Below are 15,473 nucleotides of genomic sequence, written 5' to 3'. Positions count from 1 at the left end.
ACCGGCGGGACCGCCACCATCGGCTCCAACGCGACCTATGGGTGGCGGCACCCGCCGTTCGGATCACCAACCCTGAACGGGCTCGTGTGTGAGGGCTGAGCAGGCTGCCGGAAGTTGTGTCCGTTACTCGTCTGGTGCTCTGCCTTGGGCTCTCATGGCGTCTGCAAGTACCACCAACTCAACATCAACAGGCGTGTTTCTACACCCAACAGGGGTCGCTTCCCGCTGAGAACACCGCAGCGGCTCGACAGGCGGCGACGAGATCGGGTGTAGTTGACGGCGATTCGATCAAGAGTTGGTGGTACTTGCAGGTGTGGGCACCCAGCGAGGCCAGAGGTTTCGGATACCACTTTCGGCCAGGTGCTTAGCAGCCGATCCGGTTGGTCGCGAGCGTGATGTCGTCCATCCAGAGGTCGTACGCGCCGTCGTTCGGCTGGTAGAGCTGCCAGCCGAACTTGACGGTGTTGAAGCGCGGGAACACGAAGTCCACCGGGTTTCCGCCGTGGCTGCGCGTCGACACGGTGAGATCAGGCTGCGGGACGCCGTCGAACCAGAGCTCGATCCGGTTGTCGGTGGCGTCCATCCGCCACTCGACGCACTGCCAGACGTCCTCACGCGACGGTGCCGACTCGCGCCAGTTCGTCCAGTCGCCAGTCGGTCCGCCGTCGGCGCCGACGCCCCAGAACGCACCGTCCGAAGTGGGCGCGTACTGACCACCCAGTGGCCGCACGATCTCCGCACCCTGACCGGTGGCCTCGATCAGGGTGTAGTGGGCCCAGTCGGGCCGGCGCGGAAAGGCGTCGACCTTGAGGCGCACCCGCCCGTAGAAGCTGTTGCCCGGCGCCGAGAAGTCCTCGACCCGGAGGAACGCACGGCCGTTGCGTTCGGTGTGCACACGGAGAACCCGTTGCCCGCGTGGGGCTTTCTCCACGGTGAGGGTGCCGTGGCTGGTGTCGACGCCCCAGTTGAGACTGGTGGCGCCGCCGAGCGGGACCTTCTGGAAGTCCTCGCAGAACAACACGTCCTGGCGGGCGCAGCTGGAGGGGGAGTGGGAGGGGGCCGCGACGGCCGGTGCGGCCGCGGTCGCGAGTTGGAGTGCCAGGAGCACTGAGAGCGCTTTCCACATTGGCATGACTGGAGACTAGGAGATCCTCCTTGGGGAAAGCACTACTTGACACTGGGCGTCACCGAGGCCAACGGCCGGAGGTTCGTGCTGCGCGGGGCGGACCATCCCCAGCCGCACCGCGCGATGGTGGCATAGGCTGCCGGGCATGGCGGGTCCGCGGAAACGTTCTGCGTTGATCGCCCGGCTGGTCAGCGACCAGCCGGGCGGTTCCCAGGCCACCATCCTCGACGAGCTGCGCCGGTGCCTGCTCGACGGCGACGTGCCGCCGGGCACCGAGATCCCGCTGGACGCGGTCGCGCAGGTGTTCGGGGTGAGCCGCATCCCGGTGCGCGAGGCGCTCAAGACGCTGATCGGCGAGGGCCTGGTCGAGCACCAGCCCAACCTGGGCTATCAGGTCGCCCGGCTGACCACCCACGAGCTGCACGAGTTGTACGTGGTGCGCGAGGTGCTGGAGGTGGCGGCGCTGACGGCCGCGGTCGCCGCGGCGGGGGAGCAGGACGACCTGGAGGCGACCGCGACGCACGAGGCGCTCGGCCAGGCCATCGAGGCCCACGACGTGCGCGGTTACCACCGCAACAGCAGGCGGTTCCACCTCGCATTGGTACGGCCGTGCGGAATGCATCGGCTGCTGGCGATGCTGGAGTCGGCGTGGAACACCACGGAGCCGGTGCGGCCCATGGCCCACGTGTCCGACGGTGCGAAGGCCGAGATGCACCGCGACCACGAGGAGATGCTCTCGGCGTTCCTCGCCAGGGACGTGGACAGGCTGGTCACGGCGGCACGGGCGCACCACGGCCGGCTGCGGGCGTCACTCGCCGCGTTGCCTCGTGACACAGGGTTGTTCGTCGACTCCGAATAGCGAGGCCGGAAAGATATACGGTTCGCGTCATGACGGCGTAACACGGCGGGACCAGGCTGCTCGCACCCCACCCGGAGGGCACGAGGAGTTGGTGATGACCGATACAGTCTCCCGCCCGGCGACGAGCACGACGCCAAAGTACGACCCGCGCCTCACCAACGAGGACCTGGCGCCCCTGAAGAAGCAGACCTGGGGCTCCTACAACATCTTCGCGTTCTGGATGTCCGATGTGCACAGTGTCGGCGGGTACGTCACCGCGGGCAGCCTGTTCATGCTCGGCCTGTCCAGCTGGCAGGTGCTGCTGGCGCTGCTCGTCGGAATCGGCATCGTGCAGGTCTTCTGCAACCTGGTCGCGAAACCGAGCCAGGTGACGGGCGTGCCGTACCCGGTCATCTGCCGGGCGTCGTTCGGTGTGCTGGGCGCGAACGTCCCGGCGATCATCCGCGGGCTGATCGCGGTGGCCTGGTACGGGATCCAGACCTACCTGGCGTCCGCGGCGCTGAACGTGGTGCTGCTCAAGCTCTTCCCGGCTCTCATGCCGTACGCGGACGTGCAGCAGTACGGGTTCCTCGGGCTGCCGTTGCTCGGCTGGGGCTCGTTCGCCGTGCTGTGGGTCGTGCAGGCGGCGGTGTTCTGGACCGGCATGGAGACGATCCGCCGGTTCATCGACTTCTGCGGTCCCGCGGTGTACGTGGTGATGTTCCTGCTCACCGGCTACCTGATCTACCGGGCCGGCTGGGGCGCGATCGACCTGAGCCTCGGCGAGGTCCGTCACACCGGACTGGCTTCGGTGCCGGTCATGCTCGGCGCGATCGCCCTCGTCGTCTCGTACTTCTCCGGTCCGATGCTGAACTTCGGCGACTTCTCCCGCTACGGACGGTCGTTCGCCGCCGTCAAGCGAGGCAACCTCCTCGGCCTGCCGGTGAACTTCCTGGTGTTCTCGGTGCTGGTGGTCGTGACCACGTCGCTGACCCTGCCGGTGTTCGGCGAGCTCATCACCGACCCCGTCGAAACGGTGGCGCGCGTCGACAGCACGTTCGCGATCGTGCTGGGTGCGCTGACGTTCACCATCGCGACCATCGGGATCAACATCGTGGCGAACTTCATCTCGCCAGCGTTCGACTTCTCCAACGTCAGCCCGCAGAAGATCAGCTGGCGCGCGGGCGGCATGATCGCCGCCGTCGGGTCGGTGCTCATCACGCCGTGGAACCTCTACAACAGCCCGGAGGTCATCCACTACACGCTGGAGGTGCTCGGCGCGTTCATCGGCCCGCTGTTCGGTGTGCTGATCGCGGACTACTACCTGGTGCGCAAGCAGAAGGTGGTGGTGGACGACCTGTTCACCATGTCGCAGGGCGGCCGCTACCACTACCGCAAGGGCTACAACCCGAAGGCGATCGGCGCGACGGCCGCCGGCGCGATCCTGGCGGTGCTCCCGGTGCTGGTGCCCGCGCTGTCCGGTGCCGCGCAGTACACCTGGTTCATCGGCATGGCCGTGGCCCTGGCGGTGTACGCGCTGGCGTCCAGGAGTGCCCGGTGATCATCAAGGTCGTGAACCCGAACACCAGCCTGGAGATGACCGGGCTGGTGGAACGGTCGGCCAAGGCCGTCGCGGCGCCGGGGACCGAGGTGTACGCGGTGAGTCCGGCGATGGGGCCCGAGTCGATCGAGAGCCACTACGACGAGGCGCTCAGCGTGCCGGGGTTGCTGGAGGAGATCCGGGGCGGTGAAGAGTCCGGTGTGGACGGTTACGTGGTGGCGTGCTTCGGCGATCCGGGACTCGACGCCGCGCGGGAGGTGGCGCGCGGCCCGGTCGTGGGCATGGCGGAGGCCGGAATGCGCACCGCCGCCTACCTGGGACGGGGTTTCACCGTGGTGACCACCCTGTCCCGCAGTCGCGGCCGCACGTGGGAACTCGCCGAACGCTACGGGATGCGCGACCTGTGCCGGGGTGTGCACGCCTGTGACATCCCGGTGCTCGAGCTGGAGGGCGACGCGCTGGACGTCGTCACGGCCGCCTGTGCCCGCGCCGTCGAACAGGACGAGGCGGACGCGGTGGTCCTCGGCTGCGCGGGCATGACGGACTGGGCGGCGCCGATCGCGGCGGCGATCGGCGTGCCCGTCGTCGACGGCGTCCAGTCCGCCGTCCTCACGGTGCAGGCGCTGGTGGAGATGGGGTTGCGCACCGGCAAGCGGGACGAGTTCGCCACCCCGCTGCCGAAGCGGTACACGGGGATGTTGCGCGACTTCGGTTGCTGAGTGCTCTTCTCCGGCCTCTTGCGCAGAACATTGGTAAGCGCTTTCCTGTCATGGTGAGTATGGCGTCGGCTGGCGCGGAAATCACGACAGGGCGGTGAGTTTTGGCTATTCGACGGTCGAATCGATGGTCGAACAAGTTCTGGGGGCTCGTGCTCGGCTGCGTTGTCGTGGCCGGACTGTGCACCGCTCAGGCGGCGGTGTGGGCAGAGCAGGTCCGGCCGGCCGGGCGGACGGTCGACTTCACCGGATCCTGGCAGTTCGCCCTGGTCAACACCACTGGTGAGGACGCGCCACAGCCCGGTGAGCACGACCCGGCGTGGCGGGACACCCGGCTGCCGCACGACTGGAGCATCGGGCTCGACCCGGTGCAGAGCCCGCACACCAACGCCGGAACCGGCTTTCTGCCAGGCGGTCTCGGCTGGTACCGCAAGACTTTCACGCTGCCGCGGTCGATGGCCGGAAAGAAAGTGTCGATTGAATTCGACGGCGTCTACATGGACTCCGAGGTGTATCTCAACGGCGTATTGCTCGGCCGTCATCCCTATGGCTACACCGGATTCGCCTACGATCTCAACGCGCACGTGGATGGCACGCCGAACGTCCTCGCGGTCAAGGTGCGCAACCAGGTGCCCAGCAGCCGGTGGTACTCCGGCAGCGGCATCTACCGCGACGTCCGGCTGGTCGTCACCGAGCAGACCCGGGTCACGCGCCACGGCGTGCAGGTGACGACGCCCGATCTGGCGAACACGATCAAGTCGGGGTTCGCCACGATGCGCGTGGCCACGACGGCGGTCGGCGACGGTCAGGCGGAGATCGTCTCGACGGTCCGGGATCCGCGCGGCCGAATCGTCGGCAGGGGAACGACGCGGGCGGCACTGGGCACCACCCCGAGCACCGCCACCACGGACATCAGGATCGCCCGGCCGTCGCTGTGGTCGGTGGACCGGCCTCAGCTGTACACAGTGGACAGCGAGATCCGGGTGGGCGGCAAGGTCGTCGACACGGTCAGCACGCGCACGGGCATCCGGTACTTCGGCTTCGACCCCGACAACGGCTTCTCGCTCAACGGCGTGGAGATGAAGCTCAAGGGCGTCAACCTGCACCACGACCTGGGCGCGCTCGGCTCGGCGGTCTCGTCCGACGCGATCGTCCGCCAGTTGCGGATCATGAAGAGCATGGGTGTGAACGCCGTGCGCACCTCGCACAACCCGCCCTCACCGCAGTTCATCCGGGCGTGCGAGGAACTGGGCATCCTGTTGCAGGTCGAGGCGTTCGACACCTGGCGGACGCCCAAGGTCAAGTACGACTACGGGCGGTTCTTCGACGCCAACAGCAGCGCCGACCTCAGCGAGATGGTGCACGCCGCCAAGAACTCGCCGTCGGTCGTGATGTGGTCCATCGGCAACGAGATCCCCGACTCCGGTGCTGCCGCGGGTCCGCCGATCGCCCGGCGCCTGATCGACGTCGTGCGCGCCATCGACACCACCCGCCCGATCGTGATGGGCTCCGACAAGTACCGGCGGGTGCCCGCGATCGGCTCGCCGCAGGACCAGATCCTGCAGATGCTCGACGGGCTGGGCCTGAACTACAACAACGCCTCCTCGATCGACGAACTGCACGTCCGTTACCCCACCAAGTTCTTCTTCGAGGGCGAGTCGTCGTCCTCCACCTCGACTCGCGGCTACTACCAGGACCCGGAACAGCTCAACACCGGTGAGAACTACACGCCGGGAAGGCGCAACACGTCCTCGTACGACAACAACCTCGAAACGTGGACGTACAGCGGTGAATACGGGTTGAAGAAGGACCGCGACCGCAAGTGGTTCGCCGGGCAGTTCCTGTGGACCGGCATCGACTACATCGGTGAACCGACGCCGTACGACGTGTTCCCGGTGAAGTCGTCGTTCTTCGGCGCGGTCGACACCGCCGGGTTCCAGAAGGACTTCTACCACCTGTTCCGCAGCCAGTGGAGCAACGAACCGATGGTGCACCTGCTGCCGATGGACTGGACCGCCCACCGGCCGGGCGAGCCGGTGTCGGTGTGGGCGTACAGCAACGCGGACACCGTCGAGCTGTACCTCGACGGCAAGTCGTTGGGGGAGCGGAAGTTCGACACCAAGACCACCGTCTCTGGCGCGAAGTATCTCGAGACCACCGAGGCGACCGGGGACGACAAGACGGTCACCACCGGCCCCTTTCCGGGCAGTTACACCAGCCCGAACGGCAGCGCGGGCAAGCTGCACCTGACGTGGTCGGTGCCGTTCCAGCCCGGCCGGCTCACCGCGGTGGCCAAACGGGGTGGCGTGGAGGTCGCGCGGGACGAGGTCCGCACCGCGGGTGAGCCGCACGCTCTCCGGCTGACCCCGGACCGGAGGGTGACGAAGGCGGACGGCAAATCGCTCACGTTCGTCACCGCCGAGGTCGTCGACCGCGCGGGCGTCGTCGTGCCGGACGCGGACGACCTGATCTCGTTCCAGGTCCGCGGCGGCACCCTGGCCGGCCTGGACAACGGCCGTCAGGAGAGCGCGGAGAACTACCAGGCTTCGTCGCGGACCGCGTTCAACGGCAAGGCGCTCGCCATGGTCCGATCAGGACAGTCGGCCGCGATCACGGTGACGGCACGGGCACCGGGACTGCGCGCCGCGAGCACCGTCGTCGTGGCGGCCGGCGGGCGACCAGGCAGGGCGCAGGTCACCGCCGATCCGGGACCCGCACCGGTACCGGCACCGGCGGCCGACGCGAGCTACTCGGGTGCCCGCGACACGATCCCGGCGGCGATGCTCGACGGGAACGCTTCGACGTACTGGTCGAACTACTACCTCAAGCGCGCCACGGGCCTGCTGCCGGCGGTGAGCCGGGCGCACGCGGCGGACTGGGTCTCGTTGCCGGCGCCGGACGGTCCGGTGAGCTCGGTACACGCCTCGTTCGTCGCCGACGCGGCACACGCCCTGCCCGCCTCGATCTCGGTTTCGTACTGGAACGGCGCGAAGTTCGTGCCGGTGCGCGACGCGAAGATCGAGTGGGGCAGCGCGGTGAACATCACCTTCGCCCCCGTGCGCACTGACCGCCTCCGGCTGGATCTCACCAGCTCCGCACCGGGAACCACTCAGGGGTTCCTCGGCATTTCGCAAGCCTCGGTAGGAAGTTAGGAGCGCGCCATGTTACGCACAGCTTTGGCTTTGGCCGTCCTGCTCGGTCTCGTCGTCACACCCCAGGCCTCCGCCGCCTCGCTCGTCGAGGTGACGAACTTCGGTCCGAACCCCAGCAACCTCCGCCTGCACGTGTACAAACCGGACCGCGTCGCCGCCAGGCCCGCCGTCCTGCTGGCTCCGCACTACTGCACCGGTTCGGGCCCGGACATGTATCGCGGCACGGAGTTCGCGAAACTGGCGGACCAGTACGGGTTCGTCGTGCTCTACCCCTCGGTCACCCGCGCGGACAAGTGCTTCGACGTGTCGTCACCGCAGGCGTTGCGGCGGGACGGCGGGAGCGACCCGGTCGGGCTGGTGTCGATGGTGCGCTGGGCGCTGCGGCAGTACCAGGGCAATCCGGCCCGCGTGTACGTGACGGGCATCTCGTCCGGCGCCATGATGACCAACGTGATGGTCGCCAACTACCCGGACGTCTTCGATGCCGGCGCCGCGTTCGCCGGTGTGCCGGACGGCTGTTTCGCGACGAACAACGGCTCCTCCTGGAACAGCGAGTGCGCCAACGGCCAAGTGCTCAAGACGCCGCAGCAGTGGGGCGACATCGCGCGGTCGGCCTTCCCCGGCTACAACGGCAAACGGCCGCGCATGCAGCTCTGGCACGGCACCGCCGACGACGTCCTGCGCTACCCGAACTTCGGCGAGGAGGTCGACCAGTGGACCAACGTCCACCGGTTGTCCACCACGCCGACGTCCACCGACTACCCGCAGGCCAACTGGACCCGCCGCCGCTACAGCGACAAGGTCGAGTCGATCTCGCTGCAGAACGTCGGCCACAACCTGATGGCGTCCGGGATGGCGTTGCGCGCCGTTCAGTTCTTCGGTCTCGACCGCCGGGCGTGAATACGCGTATGGGTGGGAGCTCGCTCCCACCCATGCACTTCCGCTGATGAAATGCACGTCACAACGCGGAACGAATTGAGACGCATTCAACAGTTGAAACTTCACACACATTCCGGTTGACGTTGTGAGCGTGCACATCAAAACTGCGGAGGTGGTCACTCCTACCCCTTCACCCGGCTGGAAAGCCGACTCCGCGCACGCTCTGCGCCTGGCCGGCGAGCGCGAACGGCGGCTCGCCGAGTTCCGCGCGAAAGTGCGGGCGGCGGGTGAACAGTGGGCCTGGAACCGGCCGGCGGGGCTGACCGAGCTGTTGTGCGCGGCCGCGGCCGACGACCCGGAACTCCTCCGGCTCGCGCGCGCCAGTGCGCAGGTGCTCGAGGACTTCCTCGACGGGCATTGCCGCAACATCGTGCCGCCTCTGTCCGGTGATCTCGCCGCCGACCTGATCGACGGCAAGACGGTGCCGCACGACGTGCTGGACCGGCTCGCACCGGACTACGTGGTCCTGATCTCCGACCAACGTGACGCGTGGGTGCACGAGCACGAGTGCGATGGCGTTCTCCGCACGACCAGGTCCGGCCTTCTCGTGCTGCTCGTGCCGGAACGCGAGACCGAACTGCTGGACCGGATCACCGGGCAGCTGGTGGGCGGCAGCAGGTGGGTCGCCACCGCCAGGCGGCCGGTGGCAGGCCTCGCGGACGCCTACGCCGAAGCCGTCGAGGTGCTGCGGCTCGTCTCGGCCGGCTGCCGGCCCGTCGGCACGTACACGGTGGCCGACGTGCTGGTGGAGCAGGCGATCGCCGCCAACACCGCGGTCGCCAGCCAGTTGGCCGAGGTCATCAGGCCCGTGCGGCAGAACCAGGTCCTGTGGGAGACCCTGGTCGCCCTCGTCCACGCGGACTTCAACCGCAACCAGGCGGCCCGCGACCTGTTCGTGCACCGCAGCACGATGGACTACCGGTTGCAGCGCATCGCGAAGATCACCGGCTGGGACCCGGCGGGAGGCCAGGGCGTTCAGCTGCTGAGGGCGGCGCTGTTCGCCGACGCCGTGGCCTGAACGTCAGCGCATCCTGCTGGCCGCCACCACCGCACCGACGCCGAGCAGCACCAGTGCCGCCGCCGGGAACACGACCACCCAGGGCGCCCGCTCGACGTTCGGCATGCCCTCCGCCAGCAGCACTCCCCACTCGGGCTCGGGTGGCTGGGCGCCGAGCCCGAGGTAGCCGAGCGACGCGAGGGCGAGCGCCACGCCGGGCAGGCGCACGAAAGCGTTGCGCAGCACCGGGGGCACGACGGCGGGCAGCACGTGCCGGAACATGATGTGCCAGTTGCTCGCGCCCAGCGCGCGGGCGGCGGTGAGGTGGGCGCTGCCGCGTTGCTCCAGCGCGAGTGACCGCGCGTGGGCGGCAGGGGGAGCCCAGGCCACCGCGGCGACCGCGATCACGGCACTCGTCCACCCCGGACCGGCGGTCGCGGCGACAGCCAGCGCGACCACCACCGTGGGGAGCGCGTTCACCAGGTCGGCGGCGCCGGAGCCACGTCGCCCCGTCACCCCGACCAGCAGGGCGATCACGACGACCAGCGCCGTCACCCCCGCCGCCAGCGCGGCCGTGTGCAGCGCACCGTGCGCCACCCTGGCAAGCAGATCACGGCCCAGCGCGTCGGTCCCCATCGGATGCGCCGCCGACGGTGACAGCAGCCGCGCCGAAAGGTCCACTGTGAACGGATCGCGCCAGATTCCCCACAGCACCACGGCGACCACCGCCACCGCGGGCAACGCGAGGCTCAGCCGTCCGCCGGACGTGATCTCGCGCGGCGCGGCCGACTCCAGCGCTCCGTCGGTGAGCGCCGGACCGAGCAACAACCGTTGTGCCACCGTCCCGAGCGCGCCCGCCGCCGTACCCGCGAGCAGGATCACGAGCACGCACGCCTGGACGACCGGCACGTCCTGCGCCAGCGCCGCGTCCACCGCGAGCCGGCCGAGCCCCGGCACGCCGAACACCACCTCGACGGTCGCGGCACTGCCGAACATGGCCGCGACCACGATGCCGAACTGGCCGGCCACGACGGACCCCGCGCGCCGCACGACCGCCAGCGCGATCGTGCGCGCCCGGAAACCCGCACCCGTCCACGACCGCCGCCACGGCGCGGCGAGCGCGTCCCGCACGGCGTCACCGGCCACCACAGCGAGCACCGCCCCGGCCGGCGTGCCCAGCGCGATCGCGGGCAGCACGGCGTAGCGGAGATCGCGCCAGCCGGACGTCGGCAACCACCCCAACCGCACGGCGACGACGAGCAGCAGAACCGCGCCGATGAGGAACTCGGGCAGCGCCGCGAGCACGGCGGCGAAGCCCGCGCGTCCGCCGACGGACTGCCCGCGCAGGCCGCGCACGAACGGCCTGGCTACCAGCGCGGTCATCACGAGGACCGCGACCAGCGCCGCGAGGGCCGTCAGGGTGACGGACACCGCGATGGCCGGCCCCAGCTGACCCGTCACTGGTTCACCTGACACCCATGAGGTGCCGAGATCGCCGTGCAGGGCTCGGCCGGACCAGCGGGCGAGCAGTTCCAACGGGCCGGCGTCCAGACCGAGTTCGCGTCGCACGGACGCGATTGCCTCGGCGTCGGGCTCGCGGTCTGCGGAACGGGCTCGCAGCACTGTGAGTGCCGGGTCGCGGCCAGACAGGAGGGGTAGGAGGCCGATCACCGCGGTGAGGCCCAGGAGGGCGCAGAGTCGTGCGAGCGGTCTCATGAGGCGTGGGTCTTGTCGGTGATCGGTCGGCGCTGGGACCTGCCCGCGGCACCCGTGAGGCTGGGCAGGGCGCAGTGCCGGCCGAGCGCTCGGGCCGTGTCGGTGATCAGCGGGCGCTCGTACCTGCCCGCGGCACCCGTGAGGCCCGGCAGGGCGCAGCGCCGTCCGAGCACGTTCATGAGACGCGGGTCTTGCCGGTGATCAGCAGGCGTTCGTACGGGTCCGTGGACAGGCCGCTGACCCCGGCCGAGTGCCCGATGGCGGTGCGCTCGTGCACCAGCGGCACCACGGCGTTGGTGGCGAGGACCGCGTCCTGGGCCCGCATCGCCGCCTCCTGGCGCGCGGAGACGTCCTCGATGGCCATCGCCTGGCCGATGGCGGCGTCCAGGGCCGGGTCGCAGACCTTGGTCAGGTTGAAGCCGCCGGCGCAGCTGAAGTCGGTGCTGAGGTTCGCGGCCAGGTCGCCGGTGTCCATCGCGTACGAGCGGGAGAAGACCACCGCGTCGAAGTTGCCCGCGAGCAGGTCGGGTTCGAGCTGGCTGTACTTGCGCACCACCTGCTCGACCTGGAAACCCTTGCCGCGCAACGACTCGGCGACGGCGGTGACGACGCCGGTGAGTTCCGGACGGTCGCTCCACGTCGCCAGGGCGATCTTCGGGGAGCCGCCCGCGACAGCGCCCGTCGGGGTGACCTGGCGGGCCGCCGTGTTGCGGAAGACGCCGGTGGCGGCGTCGGCGTGGCCCTCGTAGACACCATGAGCGAGCGCGGCGGGATCGACCGCTTCCCGCACCGCCGCGCGCGACCGCGGGTCCGCGAACGGTGGCTTGGCCGTGTTGAGCAGCAACGACACCGTGCGAGGCAGCGGCACCTCCTCTGCGGTGACGTTGGCGAGTGCGCTGATCGGCACGGTCGTGGCGACGTCGACCTCGCCCGCGCGCAGGGCGGCGGCGCGGGTGTTGCCGTCGGGCAGGAACCGGACGTCGATGCCGGCCAGCGCGGGCACGCCGTCCCAGTACCCGTCGAACCGGCTCAAAGCCGTGCCGGCTGCGACGTTCAGGTCCGCCAGCACGAACGGGCCGGTGCCCGCCTTCGCCGGGTTCACCCGCTCGCCCTGGTAGGCGGCAGGGGCCAGCACTACCAGGTTCGCCGACGAAAGGCGTTGCGGCAGCGTGGGATCGGGCGCGGTCGTGCTCACCTCCAGGTCGAGGTCGCCGACGGCCTTCGCGGTCACGCCGACGCCCTTGATCGCGCGGGGCACCGGGCTCGCGGCCGCCGCGCGGCTGAGCGCGTCGGCGGCGGCCGCGGCGGTGAGCGCGCTGCCGTCGTGGAACTTCACGCCCGCGCGCACGTGGAACGACCAGGTGGTCGGGGACTTGGGCGTCCAGCTCTCCGCCAGCAGCGGCTGCGGCTTGCCGGCGGAGTCGAGCCGCACGAGGGTTTCCGCGATGCCGAGCCTGGTGAGCGTGACGCCGTCATCTCCCCAGGGCGACAACGACTGCACGGGCGCGAACGGCAGTGCGACGCGCAACCGTGCCGGTCCTTCCGCCTGGCTGCCGGCGAAACATCCCGCGGTCAGCGAGAGCACCGCCACGGCGAGCAGGGTCCGTCGCAACAACATGGTGAGCCTTTCGATCATGAGAGGAACGCGCGTCGCCTGGCCGCGATTGCCATCACGCAGGCGCCGGCCAACGGCAGGAGGCCGAGCAGGATCCACGCGACGCGGCCCTGTCCCAGCAGGGCACCGCTCGCCGTGCTGCCGACGAGCACCGCCACGCCACCCGCGGACGCCAGCACGCCGAAGTGCGCGCCGAGCCTGCGGTCGCCCGCCAGCAGCGGCACGAGCTCCATGGCGAACGGGACGACCAGCATCTGGCCGAAGATCAGCAGGACGACGAACACGGTAGCGCCGGTGAGCCCCGGCGGCCGCACCGCGACCACGAAGAACGCGAGCGCCATGACGGTGAAGCCCGCCACCAGCGCCCGGTCGCGGCCGAGCAACCGCCGGGCGAGGCCGGTCGTCGGCAGCTGACCGCAGACCACGAGCACCGACGCGAGCGCGAACAGCAGCCCCAGCGCCGCGTCCGGCGCGCCGACGCGGCGCAGTTCGGCGGGCAGTCCGAGGTAGAGCTGGTTGTACGAGACGAGGTAGGCCGAGTACCCGGCCGCGAACAGCAGGAACGCCCGGTTGCCGAACACCTCGCGCCAGCCGTCGAAGATGCCCTCGTCACGGTGTTCGCCCGGCCGCCGCGGCAGGAACCTCAGGTGCAGCAACGCGATCAGGCCGAACAGCACCGCGCCGATGACGCAGGTGACCGAAAAGCTCGCGGACAGCACGACGCCGAGCAGCGGTCCGATCACCGTGCCGGTCTCGCCCGCCATCGAGCGGATGGCGAACGTGTCCGCGCGTGTGCCCGGATCCGCCTCGCGCGCCAGCGACGCGTCGGCCGCGGGGGAGAACAACGCTCCGGCGAACCCGACGAGCACGACTCCACAGAGGACGGTGGGCAGCCCGGTCGCCACGGCCAGCACGGCGAAACCGGCGGTGCGCACCAGGCAGCCCGCGATGATCAGCGGCTTGGCGCCGAACCGGTCGGTGAGGACACCGCCGAGGGCGAACAGGCCCTGCTGGCTGAACGTCCGCACGCCGAGCACCAGGCCGACCAGCCAGCCGGCCAGCCCGAGGTCGTCGGCCAGGTGCCCGGCGAGGTGCGGCAGCACGAGGAAGAAGCCGATGTTGAACAGAAGCTGGCTGAGCACGAGCAGCCGGGCGGTCCCGGTGAGCGCGCCGAACTGGCGCAGCGCTCGCGAACGACCGCGAAGTGCTGCGCCCACGCTTTGCCTCGTTCCCGCTGGTCAAGTGATTCCCAGCGAGCCTAAGTGAGCCTTACCTGAGCCCTGGTCCCCGTTCGTCGGTTGCCGGAAGATCTTCCGCGTAGTTCGGGTTGCCGCATGCGCACGTCTGCACACGTCAGACGGCGACTCCGTCGAGCTGGAACGTCTGCACCTGGCCCGCCGCGAACGAAGCCCGCAGCAGCTTTCCGTCCAGCCGCACGTCGGTGCGCTGCACGTACCGGTCGCTGCCGCTGGTCGTCGAGGTCGACCACCTGGTGATCAGGCCGGTGGGCAGGGTGCCGAACCTGGTCAGGTCGAACGTGATCGTCTGCGCCGAGGTCGCGGTGTTGACGCCGACGAGCACCAGCCGGCGGGCGGCGGGATCGAAGGCCACGGCGGCGTTTCCGGTGGACGCGGAGATGATCCGCATGCCCGGCCGGATGTGCCGGGTGAACTGCGCCAGCACGTAGAGCTTGTTCTGCACCGCACCCGCTTGCAGCGTGTTCGCGTCGTAGGCGATCAACGCCCACACCGGGGTGGGGTCCATCACCTGCCAGTAGCACCACGCCGTCGGGTGCAGCCAGCGCCAGTCGAGGCACAGGTTGCTGGCCATGGAGAGGCCGGTGCCGTCCTTGTCGCCGTACTCGGAGTTCCAGAGCGCCTTGCCCGCCGCCCGAGCGTCGGAGTGCAGAAGGTCACGGCGACCACCAGAACCCTGGTAGCCGTGCACGTTGATCTGGTTCACGACGGACTTCGTGGTGGCGTCGAAGGAGTTCCACGTGCTGCGCGCGGCGTCGTAGCTGGTCTCGTCGGACGCCGAGATGCGGGTTCCGGACAGGCCGCGGTTGTTCAGCTCCTCACGCAGGTACTGCAGCACGGTCCGTTGAAGCGACGGGTCGAAGTGGCAGCCTTCCTGCTTTCCGGTCGCCGACCAGTAGTCCGACGCGGGCTCGTTGAACGGGTCCACCGTGCGGAACCCGATGCCCCAGCGGTCGCGGAACTGCCGCACGACTTCGGCCATGTACGAGGCGTGGGTGCGGTAGTTCCACGACTGCAGGTTGTTGCTGTTCGCGTTGGCGGCGCCGGACGGGTTGTGGTTGATGCACATCCACCACGCCGGTGAGTTGGCGAACAGCTCCGTCATGGCGCCGCGCGCCGCGGCCTTGACCAGGGACGCGCGCTGTTTCGCGTCCGCGCCCCATTGCCACGAACCGGGGTCGGTGTTGCGCCAGTCCTGCCAGAAGGTCTCGATCTGCTTGAAGCGGGGGATGTTCGGGGAGGCGACCATGGTCTGGCCGTCCACGCTGTTCCAGCTGCACGCGCCGAGGTTGTAGCGGGCGATGTTCATGCCCAGCCCCGGCAGCGTCGTGCCGTTGTAGGTGACGGACTTCGTGGTGAACCAGAGGTCGGCGAAGTCGTCCCGGTCGCCGAACACGTTGGCCCACCAGGCGAGCGACGTGCCCCAGCCCTCCCATGTGCCGTAGCTCGTGCTGGGGTCGATCGCGATGGTCTGGTCGGCACTGGCGTTGGTGCCGATGGCTGTCGCCGCGACGGCGGCCGCCGCACCGGACAACACTGTCCTGCGGGTGACCATGT

Annotated in this window: 12 protein-coding genes; 6 read left to right on the top strand and 6 right to left on the bottom strand. The window is 69.7% G+C overall.

From position 1 onward, the window contains the following. Positions 1 to 364: 364 nt before the first annotated feature. Positions 365 to 1,132, bottom strand: a complete 768-nt coding sequence (locus B0F77_RS21400; RefSeq protein ID WP_211293911.1) for a hypothetical protein — start codon at positions 1,130 to 1,132, stop codon at positions 365 to 367. 139 nt (positions 1,133 to 1,271) lie between these two features. Here B0F77_RS21400 and B0F77_RS21395 point away from each other — a divergent pair, with 139 nt between their 5' ends. The 6 genes from B0F77_RS21395 (at position 1,272) to B0F77_RS21370 (ending at position 9,350) form a co-directional block, all read left to right on the top strand. Beyond that, positions 1,272 to 1,985, top strand: a complete 714-nt coding sequence (locus B0F77_RS21395; RefSeq protein ID WP_086664719.1) for a GntR family transcriptional regulator — start codon at positions 1,272 to 1,274, stop codon at positions 1,983 to 1,985. A gap of 94 nt (positions 1,986 to 2,079) precedes the next feature. After that, positions 2,080 to 3,525, top strand: a complete 1,446-nt coding sequence (locus B0F77_RS21390) for an NCS1 family nucleobase:cation symporter-1 (RefSeq protein ID WP_086664718.1) — start codon at positions 2,080 to 2,082, stop codon at positions 3,523 to 3,525. Continuing rightward, positions 3,522 to 4,244 carry an aspartate/glutamate racemase family protein gene (locus B0F77_RS21385; RefSeq protein ID WP_086664717.1) on the top strand — a complete coding sequence of 241 codons (723 nt, stop codon included), beginning with the start codon at positions 3,522 to 3,524 and terminating at the stop codon, positions 4,242 to 4,244. The genes B0F77_RS21390 and B0F77_RS21385 overlap by 4 nt, the downstream gene beginning before the upstream one ends. A gap of 167 nt (positions 4,245 to 4,411) precedes the next feature. Next, positions 4,412 to 7,393, top strand: a complete 2,982-nt coding sequence (locus tag B0F77_RS21380) for a glycoside hydrolase family 2 TIM barrel-domain containing protein (RefSeq protein ID WP_245848501.1) — start codon at positions 4,412 to 4,414, stop codon at positions 7,391 to 7,393. A gap of 9 nt (positions 7,394 to 7,402) precedes the next feature. Continuing rightward, positions 7,403 to 8,293: an extracellular catalytic domain type 1 short-chain-length polyhydroxyalkanoate depolymerase gene (locus tag B0F77_RS21375; protein WP_086664715.1), complete on the top strand. Its 891-nt coding sequence runs from the start codon at positions 7,403 to 7,405 to the stop codon at positions 8,291 to 8,293. A 130-nt stretch (positions 8,294 to 8,423) separates the two neighbouring features. Then, positions 8,424 to 9,350, top strand: coding sequence for a PucR family transcriptional regulator (locus B0F77_RS21370; protein ID WP_158102782.1), 927 nt, complete (start codon positions 8,424 to 8,426; stop codon positions 9,348 to 9,350). Between the two features lie 3 nt (positions 9,351 to 9,353). On the opposite strand, the gene B0F77_RS21365 is transcribed toward B0F77_RS21370, so the two are convergent. The 5 genes from B0F77_RS21365 to B0F77_RS21345 form a co-directional block, all read right to left on the bottom strand. Continuing rightward, positions 9,354 to 11,045: an ABC transporter permease subunit gene (locus B0F77_RS21365; protein WP_086664713.1), complete on the bottom strand. Its 1,692-nt coding sequence runs from the start codon at positions 11,043 to 11,045 to the stop codon at positions 9,354 to 9,356. Next, positions 11,042 to 11,224, bottom strand: a complete 183-nt coding sequence (locus B0F77_RS21360; protein ID WP_086664712.1) for a hypothetical protein — start codon at positions 11,222 to 11,224, stop codon at positions 11,042 to 11,044. The genes B0F77_RS21365 and B0F77_RS21360 overlap by 4 nt, the downstream gene beginning before the upstream one ends. Then, positions 11,221 to 12,681, bottom strand: coding sequence for an ABC transporter substrate-binding protein (locus B0F77_RS21355; RefSeq protein ID WP_086664711.1), 1,461 nt, complete (start codon positions 12,679 to 12,681; stop codon positions 11,221 to 11,223). The genes B0F77_RS21360 and B0F77_RS21355 overlap by 4 nt, the downstream gene beginning before the upstream one ends. After that, on the bottom strand, positions 12,678 to 13,877 hold the full coding sequence (locus B0F77_RS21350) for an MFS transporter (protein WP_211293910.1): 1,200 nt from the start codon (positions 13,875 to 13,877) through the stop codon (positions 12,678 to 12,680). The genes B0F77_RS21355 and B0F77_RS21350 overlap by 4 nt, the downstream gene beginning before the upstream one ends. 136 nt (positions 13,878 to 14,013) lie before the next feature. Further along, a complete protein-coding gene (locus tag B0F77_RS21345) occupies positions 14,014 to 15,471 on the bottom strand; it encodes a glycoside hydrolase (protein WP_086664710.1) in 1,458 nt (485 codons plus the stop codon). Positions 15,472 to 15,473: the final 2 nt, after the last annotated feature.

This window comes from Lentzea kentuckyensis, from assembly GCF_002150765.1.
Taxonomy (GTDB): Bacteria; Actinomycetota; Actinomycetes; order Mycobacteriales; family Pseudonocardiaceae; genus Lentzea; species Lentzea kentuckyensis.
The sequence above is the reverse complement of the archived record's forward strand: the minus strand, read 5'-3'. Positions and strand labels throughout refer to the sequence as shown.